The 14,430-nt window shown below is 64.6% G+C and carries 14 protein-coding genes; 5 read left to right on the top strand and 9 right to left on the bottom strand.

Features of this window, described 5'->3' with window-relative positions; genetic code table 11:
* Positions 1–29: 29 nt before the first annotated feature.
* On the bottom strand, positions 30–923 hold the full coding sequence (locus JN279_RS04305) for a quinone oxidoreductase family protein (protein ID WP_244734406.1): 894 nt from the start codon (positions 921–923) through the stop codon (positions 30–32).
* 123 nt (positions 924–1,046) lie between these two features.
* Here JN279_RS04305 and JN279_RS04310 point away from each other — a divergent pair, with 123 nt between their 5' ends.
* The 3 genes from JN279_RS04310 to JN279_RS04320 all read left to right on the top strand — a co-directional run bounded on the left by JN279_RS04310 (position 1,047) and on the right by JN279_RS04320 (position 4,025).
* Positions 1,047–1,535: a MarR family winged helix-turn-helix transcriptional regulator gene (locus JN279_RS04310; protein WP_096452048.1), complete on the top strand. Its 489-nt coding sequence runs from the start codon at positions 1,047–1,049 to the stop codon at positions 1,533–1,535.
* A 119-nt stretch (positions 1,536–1,654) separates the two neighbouring features.
* Positions 1,655–3,016 (top strand): cytochrome ubiquinol oxidase subunit I, encoded by a 1,362-nt coding sequence (locus JN279_RS04315; RefSeq protein WP_096452046.1) that lies wholly within the window; start codon positions 1,655–1,657, stop codon positions 3,014–3,016.
* A gap of 4 nt (positions 3,017–3,020) precedes the next feature.
* The gene (locus tag JN279_RS04320) at positions 3,021–4,025 is read left to right on the top strand and encodes a cytochrome d ubiquinol oxidase subunit II (RefSeq protein WP_202352089.1); all 1,005 of its coding nucleotides are present in this window, start codon (positions 3,021–3,023) and stop codon (positions 4,023–4,025) included.
* A 293-nt stretch (positions 4,026–4,318) separates the two neighbouring features.
* Here the strand turns inward: JN279_RS04320 and JN279_RS04325 are convergent, their stop codons facing one another.
* The gene (locus JN279_RS04325; protein WP_202353639.1) at positions 4,319–6,907 is read right to left on the bottom strand and encodes a helix-turn-helix transcriptional regulator; all 2,589 of its coding nucleotides are present in this window, start codon (positions 6,905–6,907) and stop codon (positions 4,319–4,321) included.
* 166 nt (positions 6,908–7,073) lie between these two features.
* Between JN279_RS04325 and JN279_RS04330 the strand changes: the two genes are divergently transcribed.
* Both JN279_RS04330 and JN279_RS04340 read left to right on the top strand, forming a co-directional pair.
* A complete protein-coding gene (locus tag JN279_RS04330; protein WP_244661913.1) occupies positions 7,074–7,424 on the top strand; it encodes a DUF4242 domain-containing protein in 351 nt (116 codons plus the stop codon).
* A gap of 324 nt (positions 7,425–7,748) precedes the next feature.
* Complete coding sequence (locus JN279_RS04340) at positions 7,749–8,249, top strand: hypothetical protein (RefSeq protein ID WP_202352091.1); 501 nt, start codon at positions 7,749–7,751, stop codon at positions 8,247–8,249.
* Positions 8,250–8,299: 50 nt separating this feature from the next.
* Here JN279_RS04340 and msrA read toward each other — a convergent pair whose 3' ends face one another.
* The 7 genes from msrA to JN279_RS04375 form a co-directional block, all read right to left on the bottom strand.
* Positions 8,300–9,025: a peptide-methionine (S)-S-oxide reductase MsrA gene (gene msrA / locus JN279_RS04345; protein WP_202352092.1), complete on the bottom strand. Its 726-nt coding sequence runs from the start codon at positions 9,023–9,025 to the stop codon at positions 8,300–8,302.
* A gap of 463 nt (positions 9,026–9,488) precedes the next feature.
* A complete protein-coding gene (locus JN279_RS04350; protein WP_202352093.1) occupies positions 9,489–9,812 on the bottom strand; it encodes a hypothetical protein in 324 nt (107 codons plus the stop codon).
* 86 nt (positions 9,813–9,898) lie between these two features.
* Positions 9,899–10,597 (bottom strand): DUF1223 domain-containing protein, encoded by a 699-nt coding sequence (locus tag JN279_RS04355; protein WP_202352094.1) that lies wholly within the window; start codon positions 10,595–10,597, stop codon positions 9,899–9,901.
* A gap of 283 nt (positions 10,598–10,880) precedes the next feature.
* Positions 10,881–11,207: a hypothetical protein gene (locus JN279_RS04360; protein WP_202352095.1), complete on the bottom strand. Its 327-nt coding sequence runs from the start codon at positions 11,205–11,207 to the stop codon at positions 10,881–10,883.
* Positions 11,208–11,502: 295 nt separating this feature from the next.
* Positions 11,503–11,874 carry an endonuclease domain-containing protein gene (locus JN279_RS04365; protein WP_202352096.1) on the bottom strand — a complete coding sequence of 124 codons (372 nt, stop codon included), beginning with the start codon at positions 11,872–11,874 and terminating at the stop codon, positions 11,503–11,505.
* Positions 11,875–11,985: 111 nt separating this feature from the next.
* On the bottom strand, positions 11,986–13,113 hold the full coding sequence (locus JN279_RS04370; protein WP_202352097.1) for a TadE/TadG family type IV pilus assembly protein: 1,128 nt from the start codon (positions 13,111–13,113) through the stop codon (positions 11,986–11,988).
* Positions 13,114–13,341: 228 nt separating this feature from the next.
* Complete coding sequence (locus tag JN279_RS04375; protein WP_244734407.1) at positions 13,342–14,421, bottom strand: TadE/TadG family type IV pilus assembly protein; 1,080 nt, start codon at positions 14,419–14,421, stop codon at positions 13,342–13,344.
* Positions 14,422–14,430: the final 9 nt, after the last annotated feature.

The raw sequence follows: 14,430 nt of genomic DNA on the forward strand, positions 1-14,430 counted from the left end.
GGACAGCCAGTGCGGGGACGGCCATTGCTTTAGCCCAGCGTGAACACGGTGCGCCTTGTGCTGTCATCCTTGGCCCATGCCTGTTCCACTTCGGTCAGCGGAACCGGCGTGGTGGCGATTTTGAGGCCGGCCGGCACCACGGCGCGCAGCAGATCGCCGGTGCAGGCTATGAAGCGGTCGAGCGGCACGCTGCCGATGCCGCTGCCCATCAGGGCAATCGCGGACGAGCGCAGAACCGCGCCCGGCAAGGTGATGTCAGAGCCACTGACGGCGCCGATCTGGACGAAGCGGACCGGTACGGCATCTGGGCTGGCCTTGGCGGCGGCGATCAGCAGGTGCTCGGCACTGTTGCCCCAGAGATAGTCGATGACGACATCCACGCCTTCCTTGAACTGCCGCTTGAAGCTTTCTTCCAGGGCCGCCCCGTCCTCGATCAGCGGGATCGTCACATCCGCGCCGAGCGCCGTAACCGCATCGAGTGCAGCTGTGTTGCGGGCGGTGGCGATGATCTGCTTGGCACCGAGATGCCTGGCGATCTGGACGGCGAGGCGACCCGCCGTGCCGGTGGCGCCATTGACCAGCACGGTTTCGCCTGGCTTGAGCTTCGCCCGCTCGGTGAAAGCGGCCCATGACGACATGCCGGGATTGGCGATGGCGGCGGCGGTGATGTCGTCCAGCCCGTCGGGCAGCGCCACGCAATGCGCTGACGCCACGACGGTCCGCTCCGCCATGCTGCCATTGGGCGCCCTGGGCAGCGCGAAATAGACCTTGCTGCCGTCCTCGAGCCGGCCGACGCCATCGATGCCGACGACGAAGGGGAACTGGCCGGACGAGCTATAGTGCGCGCCCGAGGCGCGGCTTTTGACGACATGGCTGATGGCGGCGGCGATGACCGTGACGCGGTTTTCGCCCGGTGCCTGCACCGGTTAGGAGAAATCACCGTAGATGGGCGCCTGCCCGGCGCTCGAAACAATTGCGGCTTTCATGATGGGTTACCTTTCTGGCTTCCAGATTATGTGTATAATGCACATATAAGGAGTCGCGGCATGTCGTCAATGAAAAATGTGCAAAATACACCTATCTCCGATCAGCTGCGGCAGATTCATGGGGCGGTGCTCGATATTGTCGGCGTAATGAACCGCCCGCAGCGCGACGAGTTGCTGATTAAGGCGGCCGGCATTCCGCTCGATCGGGCGCTGTTTCCGCTGCTTGTCGGCATCGAGCGGTTCGGGCCGATCGGCGTTGTCGAGATGGCCGATCGCGTCGGCCGTGACTACACGACCGTCAGCCGCCAGGTCGCCAAGCTGGAGAGCCTCGGCCTGGTGCAACGCCAGGCCAGCGCCGCCGACCGGCGCGTGCGCGAGGCCGTGATCAGCCCGAAGGGCAAGGCGATGACCGACCTCGTCGATGCGGCGCGCGAAAAAATCGGCCGCGCCATTTTCGAGACCTGGGAGGCGCGTGACATCGAAGAGCTGGTGCGCCTGATGCGCAAATTCGCGGATGCGCTTGGCGCTGTACCGGAGAACAGCGATTAAGCGCCACATGAACCGGTAAAATTGTCCTGCGGCCTTCAGCCTCGCGGCAGGACGCCGCTTTGACCTGAACCCGCTTCGGGCCTACTCTCCGCCAGTACTTTCAGCAGCCGGAGCCCGCCATGGACCCGCTCATACTGTCGCGCATCCAGTTCGGCGCGAATATTTCGTTCCATATTCTGTTTCCGACAATCACCATTGCACTTGGCTGGGTGCTGCTGTTCTTCAAGCTGCGCTACAATGCGACCAATGATTCCGCCTGGATGCGCGCCTATTTCACCTGGGTGAAGGTGTTCGCGCTGTCCTTCGCCATGGGCGTCGTCTCCGGCGTCACCATGAGCTTCCAGTTCGGCACCAACTGGCCGGGCTATATGGAAAAGGTTGGCAACATCGCCGGGCCGCTGCTGGCCTACGAGATCCTCACCGCCTTCTTCCTCGAAGCGGCCTTCCTCGGCATCATGCTGTTCGGCTTCCGCCGCGTCTCCAATCGCGTCCACACGCTGGCAACGGTGCTGGTCGCCGGCGGCACCACGCTGTCCGCCTTCTGGATCATCGCGCTGAATTCCTGGATGCAGACGCCGGCCGGCTTCGAGATGATCGACGGCAAGGCGCATGCCGTCGACTGGTGGGCCGTCGTGTTCAACCCGTCCATGCCCTACCGCCTCGTCCACATGCTGCTCGCCTCCGGCCTGACGGTGTCGTTCCTCATCGCCGGCCTGTCGGCGCTGCGCTACCTCAGCGGCGACCGCTCGGAATCGATGTGGAAGGCGCTGCGCACCGGTGTCTTCACCGCGGCGATCCTGATCCCGATCCAGATCTTCGCCGGCGACCAGCATGGGTTGAACACGCTGCAACACCAACCGCAGAAGATCGCCGCCATGGAGGCCAACTGGACCACCGGCCCCAACGTGCCGCTGGTACTGTTCGCGCTGCCCGATGAGGCGGCGAAGGAGAACAAATTCGAGATCGCCATCCCCGACGGCGCCAGCCTGGTGCTGCGGCACTCGACCAGCGGCGTGGTGCCCGGCTTGGACGCCTATCCCGGCAACCATCCGCCTGTCTTTCCGCTGTTCTGGAGTTTCCGCGTCATGGTCGGCACCGGGCTGTTGATGCTCGCCGTCTCCTGGTCCGCCGCCTTCTTCCTCAAGCGTCGGCACAGCCTGCCAAAGCCGCTCGCCATGCTGATGGTGCCGATGGCGCTGTCGGGCTGGCTGGCGACGCTGGCCGGCTGGTACACGACCGAGATCGGCCGTCAGCCCTGGCTGGTGACGGGCGTGCTGAAAACCGCCGACGCCGTCGGTCCGGTGGCCGGCGGCCACGTCGCGCTGACGCTCGCCGTCTATCTCATTCTCTATGTGCTGTTGCTGATCGCCTATCTCGGCGTGCTGGTGCATCTGGCGCTGAAGGCGGCCAAGGATGGCGACACGTCGCCGCTGCCAGGCGTTATGAAGACGGCCATGTCGCAGCCAGCGGCCGGGGAGTAAGAAAATGACCTTCGACTGGCCAACCCTGCTGCCCCTCATCTTCGCCGGCCTGATGGGGCTCGCCATTCTGATCTACGTCATCCTCGACGGTTTCGACCTCGGCATCGGCATCCTGTTCGCCGTGGCCGAGGATAGCGAACAGGACACGATGATCGCGGCGATCGGTCCTTTCTGGGATGCCAACGAGACCTGGCTGGTGCTGGCCGTCGGCCTGCTGCTGGTCGCGTTCCCGATGGCGCATGGCGTCATTCTGACCGCACTCTACATTCCGGTCTTCGTGCTGCTGGTCGGCCTGATCCTGCGCGGCGTTGCCTTCGATTTCCGCGCCAAGGTGCCGAGCGGCAAAAAGCATCGCTGGAACCGCATCTTCTTCCTGGGTTCCGTCATCGCCTCGCTGGCGCAAGGCTATATGCTGGGCGTCTATGTGCTCGGCCTCGATGTCGGCCTGGGCGGCATGGCGTTCGGTGTGCTGGTGGCGTTCTGCCTGGCCGCCGCCTACGCGGCGATGGGCGCTGCCTGGGTGATCTACAAGACCGAGGGCGAGCTGCAGAAGAAGGCGGTGCGCTGGCTGCGCACCACGCTGGTGTTGACCGCGCTCGGCATGGCGGCGGTGTCGCTGGCAACACCCTTCGCCAGCCCGCGCATCTTCGACAAATGGTTCGTCTGGCCGCAGATGCTCTATCTCTCACCGCTGCCGATCCTGTCGGCCCTGCTGTTCCTGTGGCTGTGGCGGCAGACCTTCCATCTGCCGAGGCCCGACGACCGCCATGCGCTGACGCCGTTCCTGACGCTGGCCGCCATCTTCGCACTCGGCTTTGCCGGTCTCGCCTGGTCGTTCTACCCGTATGTGGTGCCGGATAAATTGACCATCTGGCAGGCGGCGTCGGCGACCGAAAGCCTGGCCATCATCCTGGCCGGCACTGTGGTGGTGCTGCCGATCATCATCTTCTATTCCTTCTATGCCTACCGGGTGTTCGGCGGGAAGGCAACGGATCTGACCTACGACTGAGCCGACAGCCTTCCCAACATCGTCATCCCTGGGCGAAGCAGGAGCGAAGCTCCGTCGCGGAGACTCTGGGATCCATGCCGCGACGTTGATCGAAGGGTGCAGCGGAGCAGAATTCTGCACCGTAGCGGCGCTCAGGAGTCGCGGCATGGATCCCTTGGGCTGCGGAGCAGCTCCAGGGGTCTGCGCTGCGTCGCTGCGCTCCTTGCTCCGCCCGTGGATGACGAAGCGATGGCTGTTTCCGCCAATCGCCAAGGCACGAGGTCCATCAAAACCAGCTACCCGCGCCTGCGACTTCAAATCAATCCTGAATCACGCGCTGCCGCCGTGGCCTCGCCGCGCGAGACGGCGTCGAGCTTGCCCAGCACCGCCGAGACATGGTGATCGACCGTCTTGGGCGAGATGGCGAGATGCTCGGCGATGCGCTTGTTGGACAGCCCGCGCTCGATCAGCTGCAGCACCTCCATCTGGCGCTGGGTGAGGCCGGCGCTGTTGGCGCGCGTGGTGCGGCGCGGCCCCCGGGCGATGTGGATGACCCCGTTTTGCCGCATAATGTCGCGCACATGGCTGGCGACCGGCCGGGCCCCGAGCGCTTCAAGTATCTCTAGCGCCACACGCTGCGCGGCCTCATCGCCCTGGGCAAGCGCCAAGGCGCGTTCGTAAGGGGCACCGAGTTCCGCCCAGGCCGCGGCTGCTCCGCGCCAGTCGCCAGCCAAGAGCATCCGGTAGGGCGCGGCCATGCCGGCGATGTCGCCAGGGTCGATATCGGGCGCCAGCATTTGCCGCCACCCGGCCAGTTCGGCGAAGACCGCCCGCGTCGGCGACAGGCTCTCGGCAACGCCGATCAGCCGCAGCGCTTCGTCCTTGTCCGCCTCCCCGAGCCAGGCCTGCTCGGCAACCACCGCCGCGTAGGCCAACAGCCGCTGCAGTTCGGCGCCCTTTTCCAGGAATTGCTTCATCTCCACCAGCAACGGCTCGGCGGAGGGGTCGCCACGACGCACTCTTAGCCGCGACAGCGCCACGAGGGCCGGATAGCGCACAAGGGCGGCGGCATGCGTGCCGGTGAGGACTTCGAGCGCTTCGGCGCCGGCTTCGTCCCACCGGCCATGGCGCAGCAGCAATTGCGCCCGCACGCCGCGCATATAGTCGCGCCAGGTCGCGAGGTCGTTCTCGACGCAATAGTCGATGCCCCGATCAAGGAAGGATTGAGCCTGGCTGTAGCCCAGCTGATTCATTTCACCGCAAGCACAATTGGTGAAGGCACGCGCGGCATGCTCCTGAAAATTCTGCTCAAGCGCTATTTCCAGGCTGCGGGCGAGATGCAGCCGCCCGCTGTCCTGATCCAGCCACTGCTCGGCGGCGCCGACATTGTTGAGCGCGTGGCAGACGATGTCCGGCCGGTTCGCCGCTTCGGCGAGCTCGATTGCCCTGGCGCCAAGCGACAAGGTCTCGTCGAGCCGTTCGGCCAGCATCGCCAGCTGCGAGAGGTTGGAATAGGCCATGGCCAGTTCCGGCCCGGCCGGCGCGGTCTCGAGCAGCGCCACCGCCTCTGCGCCGAACGTGTCGGCGGCCTGGCGGTCGCCCATCAGATAGGCAAAACGCGACAGGCAGCGCAGGCTGTCGCCCTCCTTCAGCACATTGCCCAGGGCCTGTTGCAGCGCGCGTGCCTGTTGCTGCGCCTTGATCGCCTCGTCGATGCGGCCGATCAGATGGCACTCGAAGGCGTATTGCTCGTAAAGCCCGGCGCGCTCGTCTTCAGGCAATCTATCGGCCTGGCGCAGGGCGACCTCGTAATAGCCGGCGGCGTCGCGATGGGCGCCGACGCGGGAGGCCTCGCGGGCGGCGACCGGCGCCAGTTCGCGCACCGTCTCCAGATTGTGCGCCTCCACCGCGTGATGGACCAGCCGCGCGGTGGCGATGTCACCCCTTTCGAGCAACGCCGACAGAGCACGCTGGTTGAATTCCCGCCTGTGGCTGGTGGTCAGCATCGTCTCGATGGCGCGGCGGGCGATCTCGTGGCGGAAGGCATAGGCATCGCCGAGATCGTCGAGCAAGCCATTGGCGACGCATTCCGCCAACTGGCCGGCGCTGGCCACGCCGCACAGGCCGGTCAAGGCCCAGGCGTCGGCGCGCCTGGGAAACACCGACACCGCGTCGAGCATCGCGCGGGCGCCGGCCGACAGGCGCTCGGCGCGCGCCAGCACCGCATCGCGCACGCTGGCCGGCAGTGCCGCTTCATTTTCGGCGCTCAACAGTTCGGTGACGAAAAAGGCGTTGCCGGCCGACGCCCGGTAGATGGCATCGCCGTCCCGGCCGGCGCCGGCTGCAAGCGACAGCACCGCCGCTTCGCTGAGCAGCGGCACGTCGATGCGCGCGACGCTGCCGGCCGGGATTTCACCCAGCGCCCGGCGCACGCGCATCTGGCCCTCGCTGCGATCGGTGCGCGCCGTCAGAAGCAGGAGGATGTGGGTGTTGGCGATGCGCCGGCCGAGAAAGCGGACGAAGTCGAGCGTCGCGTCATCGGCCCAGTGCAGGTCCTCGATCACCAGCAGCGTCGCGCCCGTTCTCGCCTCGAAGACATCGAGCGCGTCGCAAAACAGCGGCAGCCGTTCTCCCCGGCGTGCGGCGACCGCCTGCGGCATCGCCCATTGCGCCTCGCGGGCGAGATCGTAGAGCGGCCCGAGCGGGTCGGGGATCGACAGATCCTCGCAGGCGCTGCGGAAGATGCGCGTGCCTTGGCCGGCAGCGCCGGTAAAGGCCTCGACTAGCGCCGACTTGCCGGCGCCCGCCTCGCCGGATAGCGCCACCACGCGGCCGCGGCCATTCGCGGCCTCGGCGAGAAGTTCATCCAGCTGCTCCAGCTGTGTCTGCCGTTCCAGAAGCATCGTCATACGCTCGGACAGGGATTGTGTTTCGACGTTTCCCCAGACATCCGCCACGAGCGTCCAGGACCATGACCAGAAATGTGACCCTCCACACATTCCGGTGCGACTTCACACATAACGCCGCCATTATAGGGAATCTTCCCACAAAACATAGGGAAAGGCTCCGATGCGCGCCGTCGGCGAGCATGATCAATGTCCAGCCGCGCTCAAATCGAGCGTGAAACAATGGAAAAGGGAACTTGATATGCCTCGCTATGTGGTTGAACGCACATTTCCCAACGGCCTCAGCGTGCCGATGAACGATGCCGGCGCTGATGCGCTGGGCGGTGTCATCATGCGCAATGCGGAGAAGGGCGTGACCTGGGTGCAATCCTTCGTGTCGCCCGACAAGAAGCAGAGCTTCTGCATCTACGACGCGCCCTCGCCGGAAGCGATCCGCAGCACGGCCCAGAAAAACGCCCTGCCGGTCGACAAGATCACGGAGGTGCGGGTCCTTGACCCTTACTTTTACCGTTGATCCCGACAATGACCATCCAGCTGCCCTTCGCGGCGATGGCCGCTTGCCTGCAGAACCGTTCGGCGAGGTGTTGGCGGGTTCGAGACCAGTCCGACGAGGCCCGTTACTGGGCCGGGTTCTCCGGCGGCTTGCCTCGCTGCTGTTCGCACCATTGCGCAAGAGGCGGCGCCGGTTGCCTCCGCAGGACGACTATCTGAGACGCGACATTGGCCTGCCGGAGCTCGAGGAGCTGCCGAACTACTGGGATTTCACCCGGTACCACTGACAGCCATCGACTTCGCAGCGGGAGCGGCTGCTTCCGCGCATCAACAACGAGGAGAGAAAATGAACATCCATGTGTGGACCAAGCACCTCATCAACCTGTCGATCCTGTCGATCGCGGCCACGGCGGCGAATGCCAACGGCACCGGCACGCTGGATGAGAAGGTGCGGGCAGCCAACAGCCGTTTCGAGAATGTGGCGATGGCCACCGCCGAAGGCTACGCGCCGATCCCCTGTGCCAGCGGCATCACCGGCGGCGCCATGGGCATCCATTACGTCAACGCGGCCTACCTGAAGGACGACGCCGTCGACCTCGCAAAGCCGGAGGCCGTCATGTACGAGCCGATGGCTGACGGCACACAGAAGCTGGTGGCCGTCGAATACATCACATCGAAAGGTCCGGCCTCGCTCGAAGGACAGCTGTTCAACTTCAACAGCACGCCCAACCGTTATGGCCTGGGCGCCTTCTATGAGCTGCATGTCTGGGCCTGGAAGAAGAACCCGACCGGCACCTTCGCCGACATGAACCCCGACGTGTCGTGCGATGCGATGAAGGCCATGTAACCGGCTGGGCAGCCGGGGCGCGTATCCGAGATACGCGCCCCTTCTCGCACTCAATTGCTGGCCGACAGCACCAGCACCGGCTTGTCGCTGTACAGCGCCGGAAACAGCTGCTTCAGGTTGGCCACCTTGGGCAGGTCGTTGTAGACGATGTAGGGATAGGTCGGGTTCAGCGTCAGAAAGTCCTGGTGATAATTCTCGGCCGGGTAGAAGGTCTTGCCGGTCTCGATCGTGGTGACGATCGGCGCCGGATAGAGCTTGGCCTTGTCGAGCTGGTCGATGTAGCTCTGCGCGATCTTCTTCTGTGCGTCGTTTTCGGCGAAGATCGTCGAGCGGTACTGGGTGCCGGAATCCGGACCCTGGAAGTTCAGCTGCGTCGGATTGTGGGCGACCGAGAAATAGACCTGCAGCAGTTGGCCGTAGGTGACCTTCGACGGGTCGTAGGTGATCTCGACGGATTCGGCATGGCCGGTGCGGCCGGTGCCGACGGTCTCGTAGACTGCGTCATCCTTGGCGCCGCCGGTATAGCCGGAGACGGCCTTGCTGACGCCCTTGACGTGCTGGAACACGCCCTGCACGCCCCAGAAGCAGCCGCCTGCGAATATTGCCGTCTCGCTGCCAGGGGCGGCCTTTTCATCCAGCGCCGGCGGCGGGATGACCACGGCGTCTTCCGCCGAGACGGCCGGCGTCAGCCAGAAGGCGGCGCCAGCGGCTGCCAGGGCAAGTGCGGCGAGCGCGCCCCGGACAAAGCCGGTCGAACGGTTCTTGATATCGGTCATGATTGCACTCCTCATGGCTTGCATAGGGATCAGTCTATTGGATCAGCTACGATCGCGCGATCCGTGAGTTGCGCGACGGGCTCACATTCGTGCGACCGGGCGCATGCCCTAGTTGCTCTGCACAGAAATTTTGACGGGTCGCCTGCGTTCATGCATCGCATGCCTTGGCGATTGAGGGAAACATCCATCGCTTCGTCATCCACGGGCGGAGCAAGGAGTAGCGACGCAGCGCAGACCCGAGGATCCATGCCGCGACTCACGAGCGTTGCAACGGTGCAGAATTCTGCTCCGCTGCACCCCGTGGCAAGGTCGCGGCATGGATCCCAGGGTCTCCGCGACGGAGCTTCGCTCCTGCTTCGCCCTGGGATGACGACGTTGGGAGGCTCCGGCCAATCCCCAATGTCAGCGATGGTCCATCGAAGAAAGCCATCTTGCTGCCCGTCAAATCCTCTGTGACGCGCCGCTAGTTGGCCGGAGCCATGGCATCTGCCGCCGGCTTCATCGCGTCAGCCGCCGGTTTCATGGCGTCAGCCGCCGGCTTCATGGCGTCGGCCGCAGGCTTCATCGCATCGGCAGCGGGCTTCATGGCGTTGGTGGCCATCGGGTCGGCAGGCTTCATCGCGTCGGTCGCGGGCTTCATCGCATCCGCGGCCGGCTTCATGGCATCGGTCGCCATCGCGTTGGCGGGCTTCATGGCGTTGGTCGTGTCGTCGGCACGGGCGCCGGCGACGAAAACGGCGGCCGAAAGCGCGAAGGCGAGCGCCGGCAGGGTCAGGTACTTGGTCATGATAGTCTCCTTGGGTTTTGGCGCGCGGAAGCGGGCCGGGTGATGCGTTGCCGCTGCATGCGGCCCCGCGCGAAGGGAAAGAAAAATCAGTTGGTGGCGGCGGCGAGGATCGGTCCGCCGCCCGGCGATTGCACCAGCACGGCGGTGCTGAAGCCACCGGTCGCGGCGGGCAGCGCATAGGCGGTGGCGTCGCCGGTCCAGCTGCCGAGTTTCGTCAGCGCATGGACGACATTGGCATGCGGCAGCGTGCGGCCGGTGTTTTCGCCGCGCGCCACCGGCACCTGCACGACGCCCTTGGCATAGCGCACCAGCCAGACATCGGCCTTGCCGCCCGGGGCGGCGCCGGCGCCGATCGCGACCTTGCCGCCCTCGAGCGACAATGACGGACCGCCGGTCTTGCCCGTCGCCGCGATCAGATGCTCGATCTCGCCGGGTGCGGCGCCGACGACGTCGGCATGGCCGTTGACCACGACTTGCGGCGTGAACGGCCCGTCATGGCCGAGCGGCGGTTCGTAGGAAACCTGGCGCTGGGTGAATTCCTGCTTGCCGAACGTGTCCTTCCAGCCGAGATAATCCCAGTAGGTGACGTTGAAGGACAGCGCCAGCACGCCGGGCTGGTCCTTGACCTTGATGAGATTGGCGTTGGCCGGCGGGCAGGACGAGCAGCCCTGGCTGGTGAACAGCTCGACGACGCTGAGCGGCTGCGCGGCAGCGGCACTGAACGAGGCGGCGAGCGCAAGAGCGCCCAGGCTGGACAATGCGGCGAATGTTGTGGCTCTCGACATCGGCTGGCTCCGTGTGGGACGGCGCTGAGATGCGCCGGTCATTCCCCCACTTCGCTGCCGCTTGCCGCTTCGTTACAGCGCTCACCGGTTTGTGATCATGGCTGAAGTTCTTCCCTTCTCCCCCTGTGGGAGAAGGTGTCGCCGAAGGCGACGGATGAGGGGGCTCCAGGGAACGCCAACGCCTCACTCCGCTGGAACACCCCTCAACCGTCTCGGCGCTGCGCGCCGATCCACCTTCTCCCACAAGGGGAGAAGGAAAGGCGCGCGCCATTACCGCCAAGGCTTACGCGAGCGGGCCAAACCGCCACAGCGAGGTGTAGTGCATGATCGGCCGCTCAAACCTTGCGCCTTCAGCGACAAATCGCTTTCCAGCGTCCAGCATGGGCTGGAAGGTATCGAGTTGCCTTGCGTGCTCCAGCGTGTCCCACACGCTGGTATTGATCAGCGACAATGTCGCCTCGTCCGCGCCGGCGTAGAAGAGGAGCAAACCCGGCATGGCCTCGATGCCGGGCCGAAGCGCCGCCTCGGCCTCCAGCATCATCTCTCGCAACTGCGCAAACTTCGAGGCATCACATCGCAAGATGGACACACGCGTCACGGGGTCGGACATCGGATTCTTCTCCAGGGGCTGATGTAACGCAGGCTAGGTCATGCCGACCCAGGCCGCCAATAGCCTGCCTCATCAAGATTGAGTGCGCATTGAGCGCGCCTTTCCCTTCTCCCCTTGCGGGAGAAGGTGGATCGGCGCGCAGCGCCGAGACGGATGAGGGGTGTTCCAGCGGAGTGAGGCGTTGAGGTTTTCTGGTTCGGTTCGCTGTTGGCGTACCGCCAAGCTGGAGCACCCCTCATCCGACCTCGCTTCGCGAGGCCACCTTCTCCCGCAAGGGGAGAAGGAAGAGGCGCCATCATCGCCACGGCTGCAGACTGGTATCGCGTACATAGGCGATGATGGTGTCGCAGACAGCGTTCATGTCTCTCAAGACATCGTCATTCCAGAAACGCAGAACACGAAAGCCCTTCGCCTCCAGTTCGGTCTTGCGGATCTGGTCAGGATCCGACTCCGCATGCTGGCTGCCATCGATCTCGATGATCAGCCGAGCCTCGGGGCAAACGAAATCGGCTATGTATTTTCCGATAGGGGCCTGGCGCCTGAATTTTATCCGGTCGAGCCTGCGGTCGCGCAGCTCCTGCCAAAGCTTGCCTTCCGCTTCCGTCATCTCGCGCCGGAGCGAACGGGCAAATTTGCGCTTGGCGGGGGTGACGGGTTGATGCGGCATGGCGCCAGATTAGCCGGGCCCAGCGCTCCGTCCAGCACCCCTCATCCGTCTCGGCGCTGCGCGCCGATCCACCTTCTCCCGCAAGGGGAGAAGGTAAAGAGCAGCGCCCTTCTACTGCGTCAGCGCGGTCAGCGAGGGGCGCTGGTTGAAGTCGCACTTGCCGGTGACGTTGTAGAAGAAGTCGGCGTTGCTGACGTCGGCCGGCACCGGGTTGCCGCCGTCTTCCCAGGCCTGGTAGCCCGTCGCGCCGCAAGGCACAGCGGAGAAGATGTCGACGATCTGGCCAACCGCGACCTCGGGCATGACCGTTGCGCTCGTGCCGATGTACAGCCGGTCCGAGGTGGCCGGGTCGTTCGACTTCAGCACGGTCGGGTTGCCCGAGGGCACATCCATCTGCAGATAGAGCTGGCCCATCTGGCTGACGTCGACGACGGCGCCGGAACCGGTGGCCGGAACGTTGGTGGTGGCGCATGTGGTCTGGAAATAGATCGTCTTGCCGCTGTTGCTGTCGTACTGCCCGGCGCTCAGTATCGCGCCCGACGGCGCGTTGGTGAAAGCGGACGTTGAGCCGGTGGTGGTGCACGTCTGCGTCTGGACCACCGTCGACGTCGAGCCGCTGACAAGCGATATCGTCGTCGTGCCGTAACCCTTCGGTTCCGTCATGGAATAGGACCTGCCCCCCACTTTGTATGAATAGGTGTAGGGCGAGTAGACGTAGCTGGCCGTCATGAGTTTTTGCGCCGTCGTCGCGGTGAAGTTCGTGCCGTAAAGCGTCATCGTCTTGTTCCAGTAACCCGACACCTTGTCGATCTTGAACGTCGCCTGCACCAGGCCCGGCGCCTTGTTGACGGCGGAGGTTACGGCGACCGGCACGGTGTTGATCCGGGCAATGGTCATGAAATCGGTCGGCATGGCGAAGCTGGCCGAGGTCTGCGCGGTGACGGTGCCGTCGGCGGCGACATTGAAGCTCACCAGCGTCGCCGTGCCCTGGCCATTGTTGGCGGCGAAATTGTCCTGCAGCGCCTGCTGGCGGGCGGCCGTCGTCGTGGTTGGCGGCAGCGTGGTGATGGCCAGCGTCGCGGCATCCAGCGCCGACTGCATGTCGGACCGGGTCTGGACGGCATCGGTGTAGTCGACCGAGAAGCCGACGACGGTGATCAGCGGCACCAGGCTCAGAAGAAACAGCGGCAGCATCGAGCCGCTGCGCGAACGGGCGAACCCGCCAGCAACTTTCAACATTTCTCTACCCCCAACAGACATTAGCGAGCGCGCAGATACCACGCAGCCGGCAAATCAAGGTCTAAGGGGATCGATCAAAGTTTAAGCATCTGTGGCTGCCGGGCTGGTGTTCACCGCTTTGTGACCGCCGGGGCAGCCCTTGCGCCGCAAGCGGGCCGCTCGACCGCGCGACGCAAAATCGCCGCAGGCGATTGCCCTGCGACGAGGGGGCGATCGGCAGTTCCAGCCTTACTGCGTCAGCGCTGTGTCCGAGGGCCGCTTGTTGAAGTCGCACTTGCCGGTGACGTTGTAGAAAAAGTCGGCATTCGAGGACGGAGTCGGCACCGTTGTGCCACCGTCTTCCCAGGCTTGATAGGAGGTGACGCCACAAGGCACGATGGCGAAGATGTCGACCTTCGTCCCGGTCGCGGTCTCGATCAGATTGTTCGCGTCCACCCCGCTATAGAGTCGGTTGGAGGTGCTCGCATCGTCCGATTTGAGGTATTGCGGGTTGCCTGATGGCACGTACATCTGCAGGGAGAGGCCACCCATCTGGCTGACATCGATCGCCGCGCCGGCGCTGTTGGCCGGATACATGGTGTCGACGCAGGTTGTCAGATATTTGGTGCTGCCGCTGGTCTGCGTGATCGCACCGGCGGGGAGATTGTTGAAATTGTTCACCTTAGTGGTCGTGCAAACCTGCGACTGGACGAGCGTCTTGATGTCGGCGCCACCATTGTTGGTGATCGTATACACGTTCGTGGTGCCGTAGCCCTTCGGATCCCCGAAGTTGTTATAGGTATAGTCGATGGACATCAGCGGCTTGGCCGCCGTCGCTCCGAATTGGGTGCCGTAGAGCGTCATCGTCTTGTTCCACCAGCCCGACACCTTGGAGATCTTGAAGCTCGCATTGACCAGCGCCGGCGGCTTGCTGACCGCCGCCGCGACGGCAACCGGCACGGAGTCGATCCTGGCGATCTGCATGAATGTGGTCGGCATGGAGAAAGTTGCCGTGGCCTGACCGGTGGCGGCGGTGGTGGTGGTACCAGCCACAAAATTGTTCAGCGTCGCAGTGCCCTGGCCACCATTGGCGATGAAGGAATCCTGCAGCGCCGTCTGGCGCTGCGCCAGCGTCGAGGTGGTGTCCATGGTGGTGATCGACAGGAGCGCGGCATCCAGAGCCTGTTGCTGGTTGGAGCGGGTCTGGATCGCGCTGGTATAGTCGATCGAGAAGCCGACGGCGGATATGATCGGCAGCAGGGTGAGAAAGAACAACGGCATCATCGAGCCGCGGCGCGACCCCAGGAACCTGACTACAACCCCCCGCATTTCGTGTCC

The sequence above is a fragment of the Mesorhizobium sp. 113-1-2 genome, assembly GCF_016756475.1.
GTDB classification, from domain to species: Bacteria; Pseudomonadota; Alphaproteobacteria; order Rhizobiales; family Rhizobiaceae; genus Mesorhizobium; species Mesorhizobium loti_C.

Excerpts from the sequence above, each read along its gene's own strand:
- JN279_RS04310 (WP_096452048.1), top strand. The coding sequence starts at position 1,047 with ATGTCGTCAATGAAAAATGTGCAAAATACACCTATCTCCGATCAGCTG.
- JN279_RS04315 (WP_096452046.1), top strand. The coding sequence starts at position 1,655 with ATGGACCCGCTCATACTGTCGCGCATCCAGTTCGGCGCGAATATTTCG.
- JN279_RS04320 (WP_202352089.1), top strand. The coding sequence starts at position 3,021 with ATGACCTTCGACTGGCCAACCCTGCTGCCCCTCATCTTCGCCGGCCTG.
- JN279_RS04325 (WP_202353639.1), bottom strand. The coding sequence starts at position 6,907 with ATGCTTCTGGAACGGCAGACACAGCTGGAGCAGCTGGATGAACTTCTC.
- JN279_RS04330 (WP_244661913.1), top strand. The coding sequence starts at position 7,074 with ATGCGCGCCGTCGGCGAGCATGATCAATGTCCAGCCGCGCTCAAATCG.
- JN279_RS04340 (WP_202352091.1), top strand. The coding sequence starts at position 7,749 with ATGAACATCCATGTGTGGACCAAGCACCTCATCAACCTGTCGATCCTG.
- msrA (WP_202352092.1), bottom strand. The coding sequence starts at position 9,025 with ATGACCGATATCAAGAACCGTTCGACCGGCTTTGTCCGGGGCGCGCTC.
- JN279_RS04350 (WP_202352093.1), bottom strand. The coding sequence starts at position 9,812 with ATGACCAAGTACCTGACCCTGCCGGCGCTCGCCTTCGCGCTTTCGGCC.
- JN279_RS04355 (WP_202352094.1), bottom strand. The coding sequence starts at position 10,597 with ATGTCGAGAGCCACAACATTCGCCGCATTGTCCAGCCTGGGCGCTCTT.
- JN279_RS04360 (WP_202352095.1), bottom strand. The coding sequence starts at position 11,207 with ATGTCCGACCCCGTGACGCGTGTGTCCATCTTGCGATGTGATGCCTCG.
- JN279_RS04365 (WP_202352096.1), bottom strand. The coding sequence starts at position 11,874 with ATGCCGCATCAACCCGTCACCCCCGCCAAGCGCAAATTTGCCCGTTCG.
- JN279_RS04370 (WP_202352097.1), bottom strand. The coding sequence starts at position 13,113 with ATGTTGAAAGTTGCTGGCGGGTTCGCCCGTTCGCGCAGCGGCTCGATG.
- JN279_RS04375 (WP_244734407.1), bottom strand. The coding sequence starts at position 14,421 with ATGCGGGGGGTTGTAGTCAGGTTCCTGGGGTCGCGCCGCGGCTCGATG.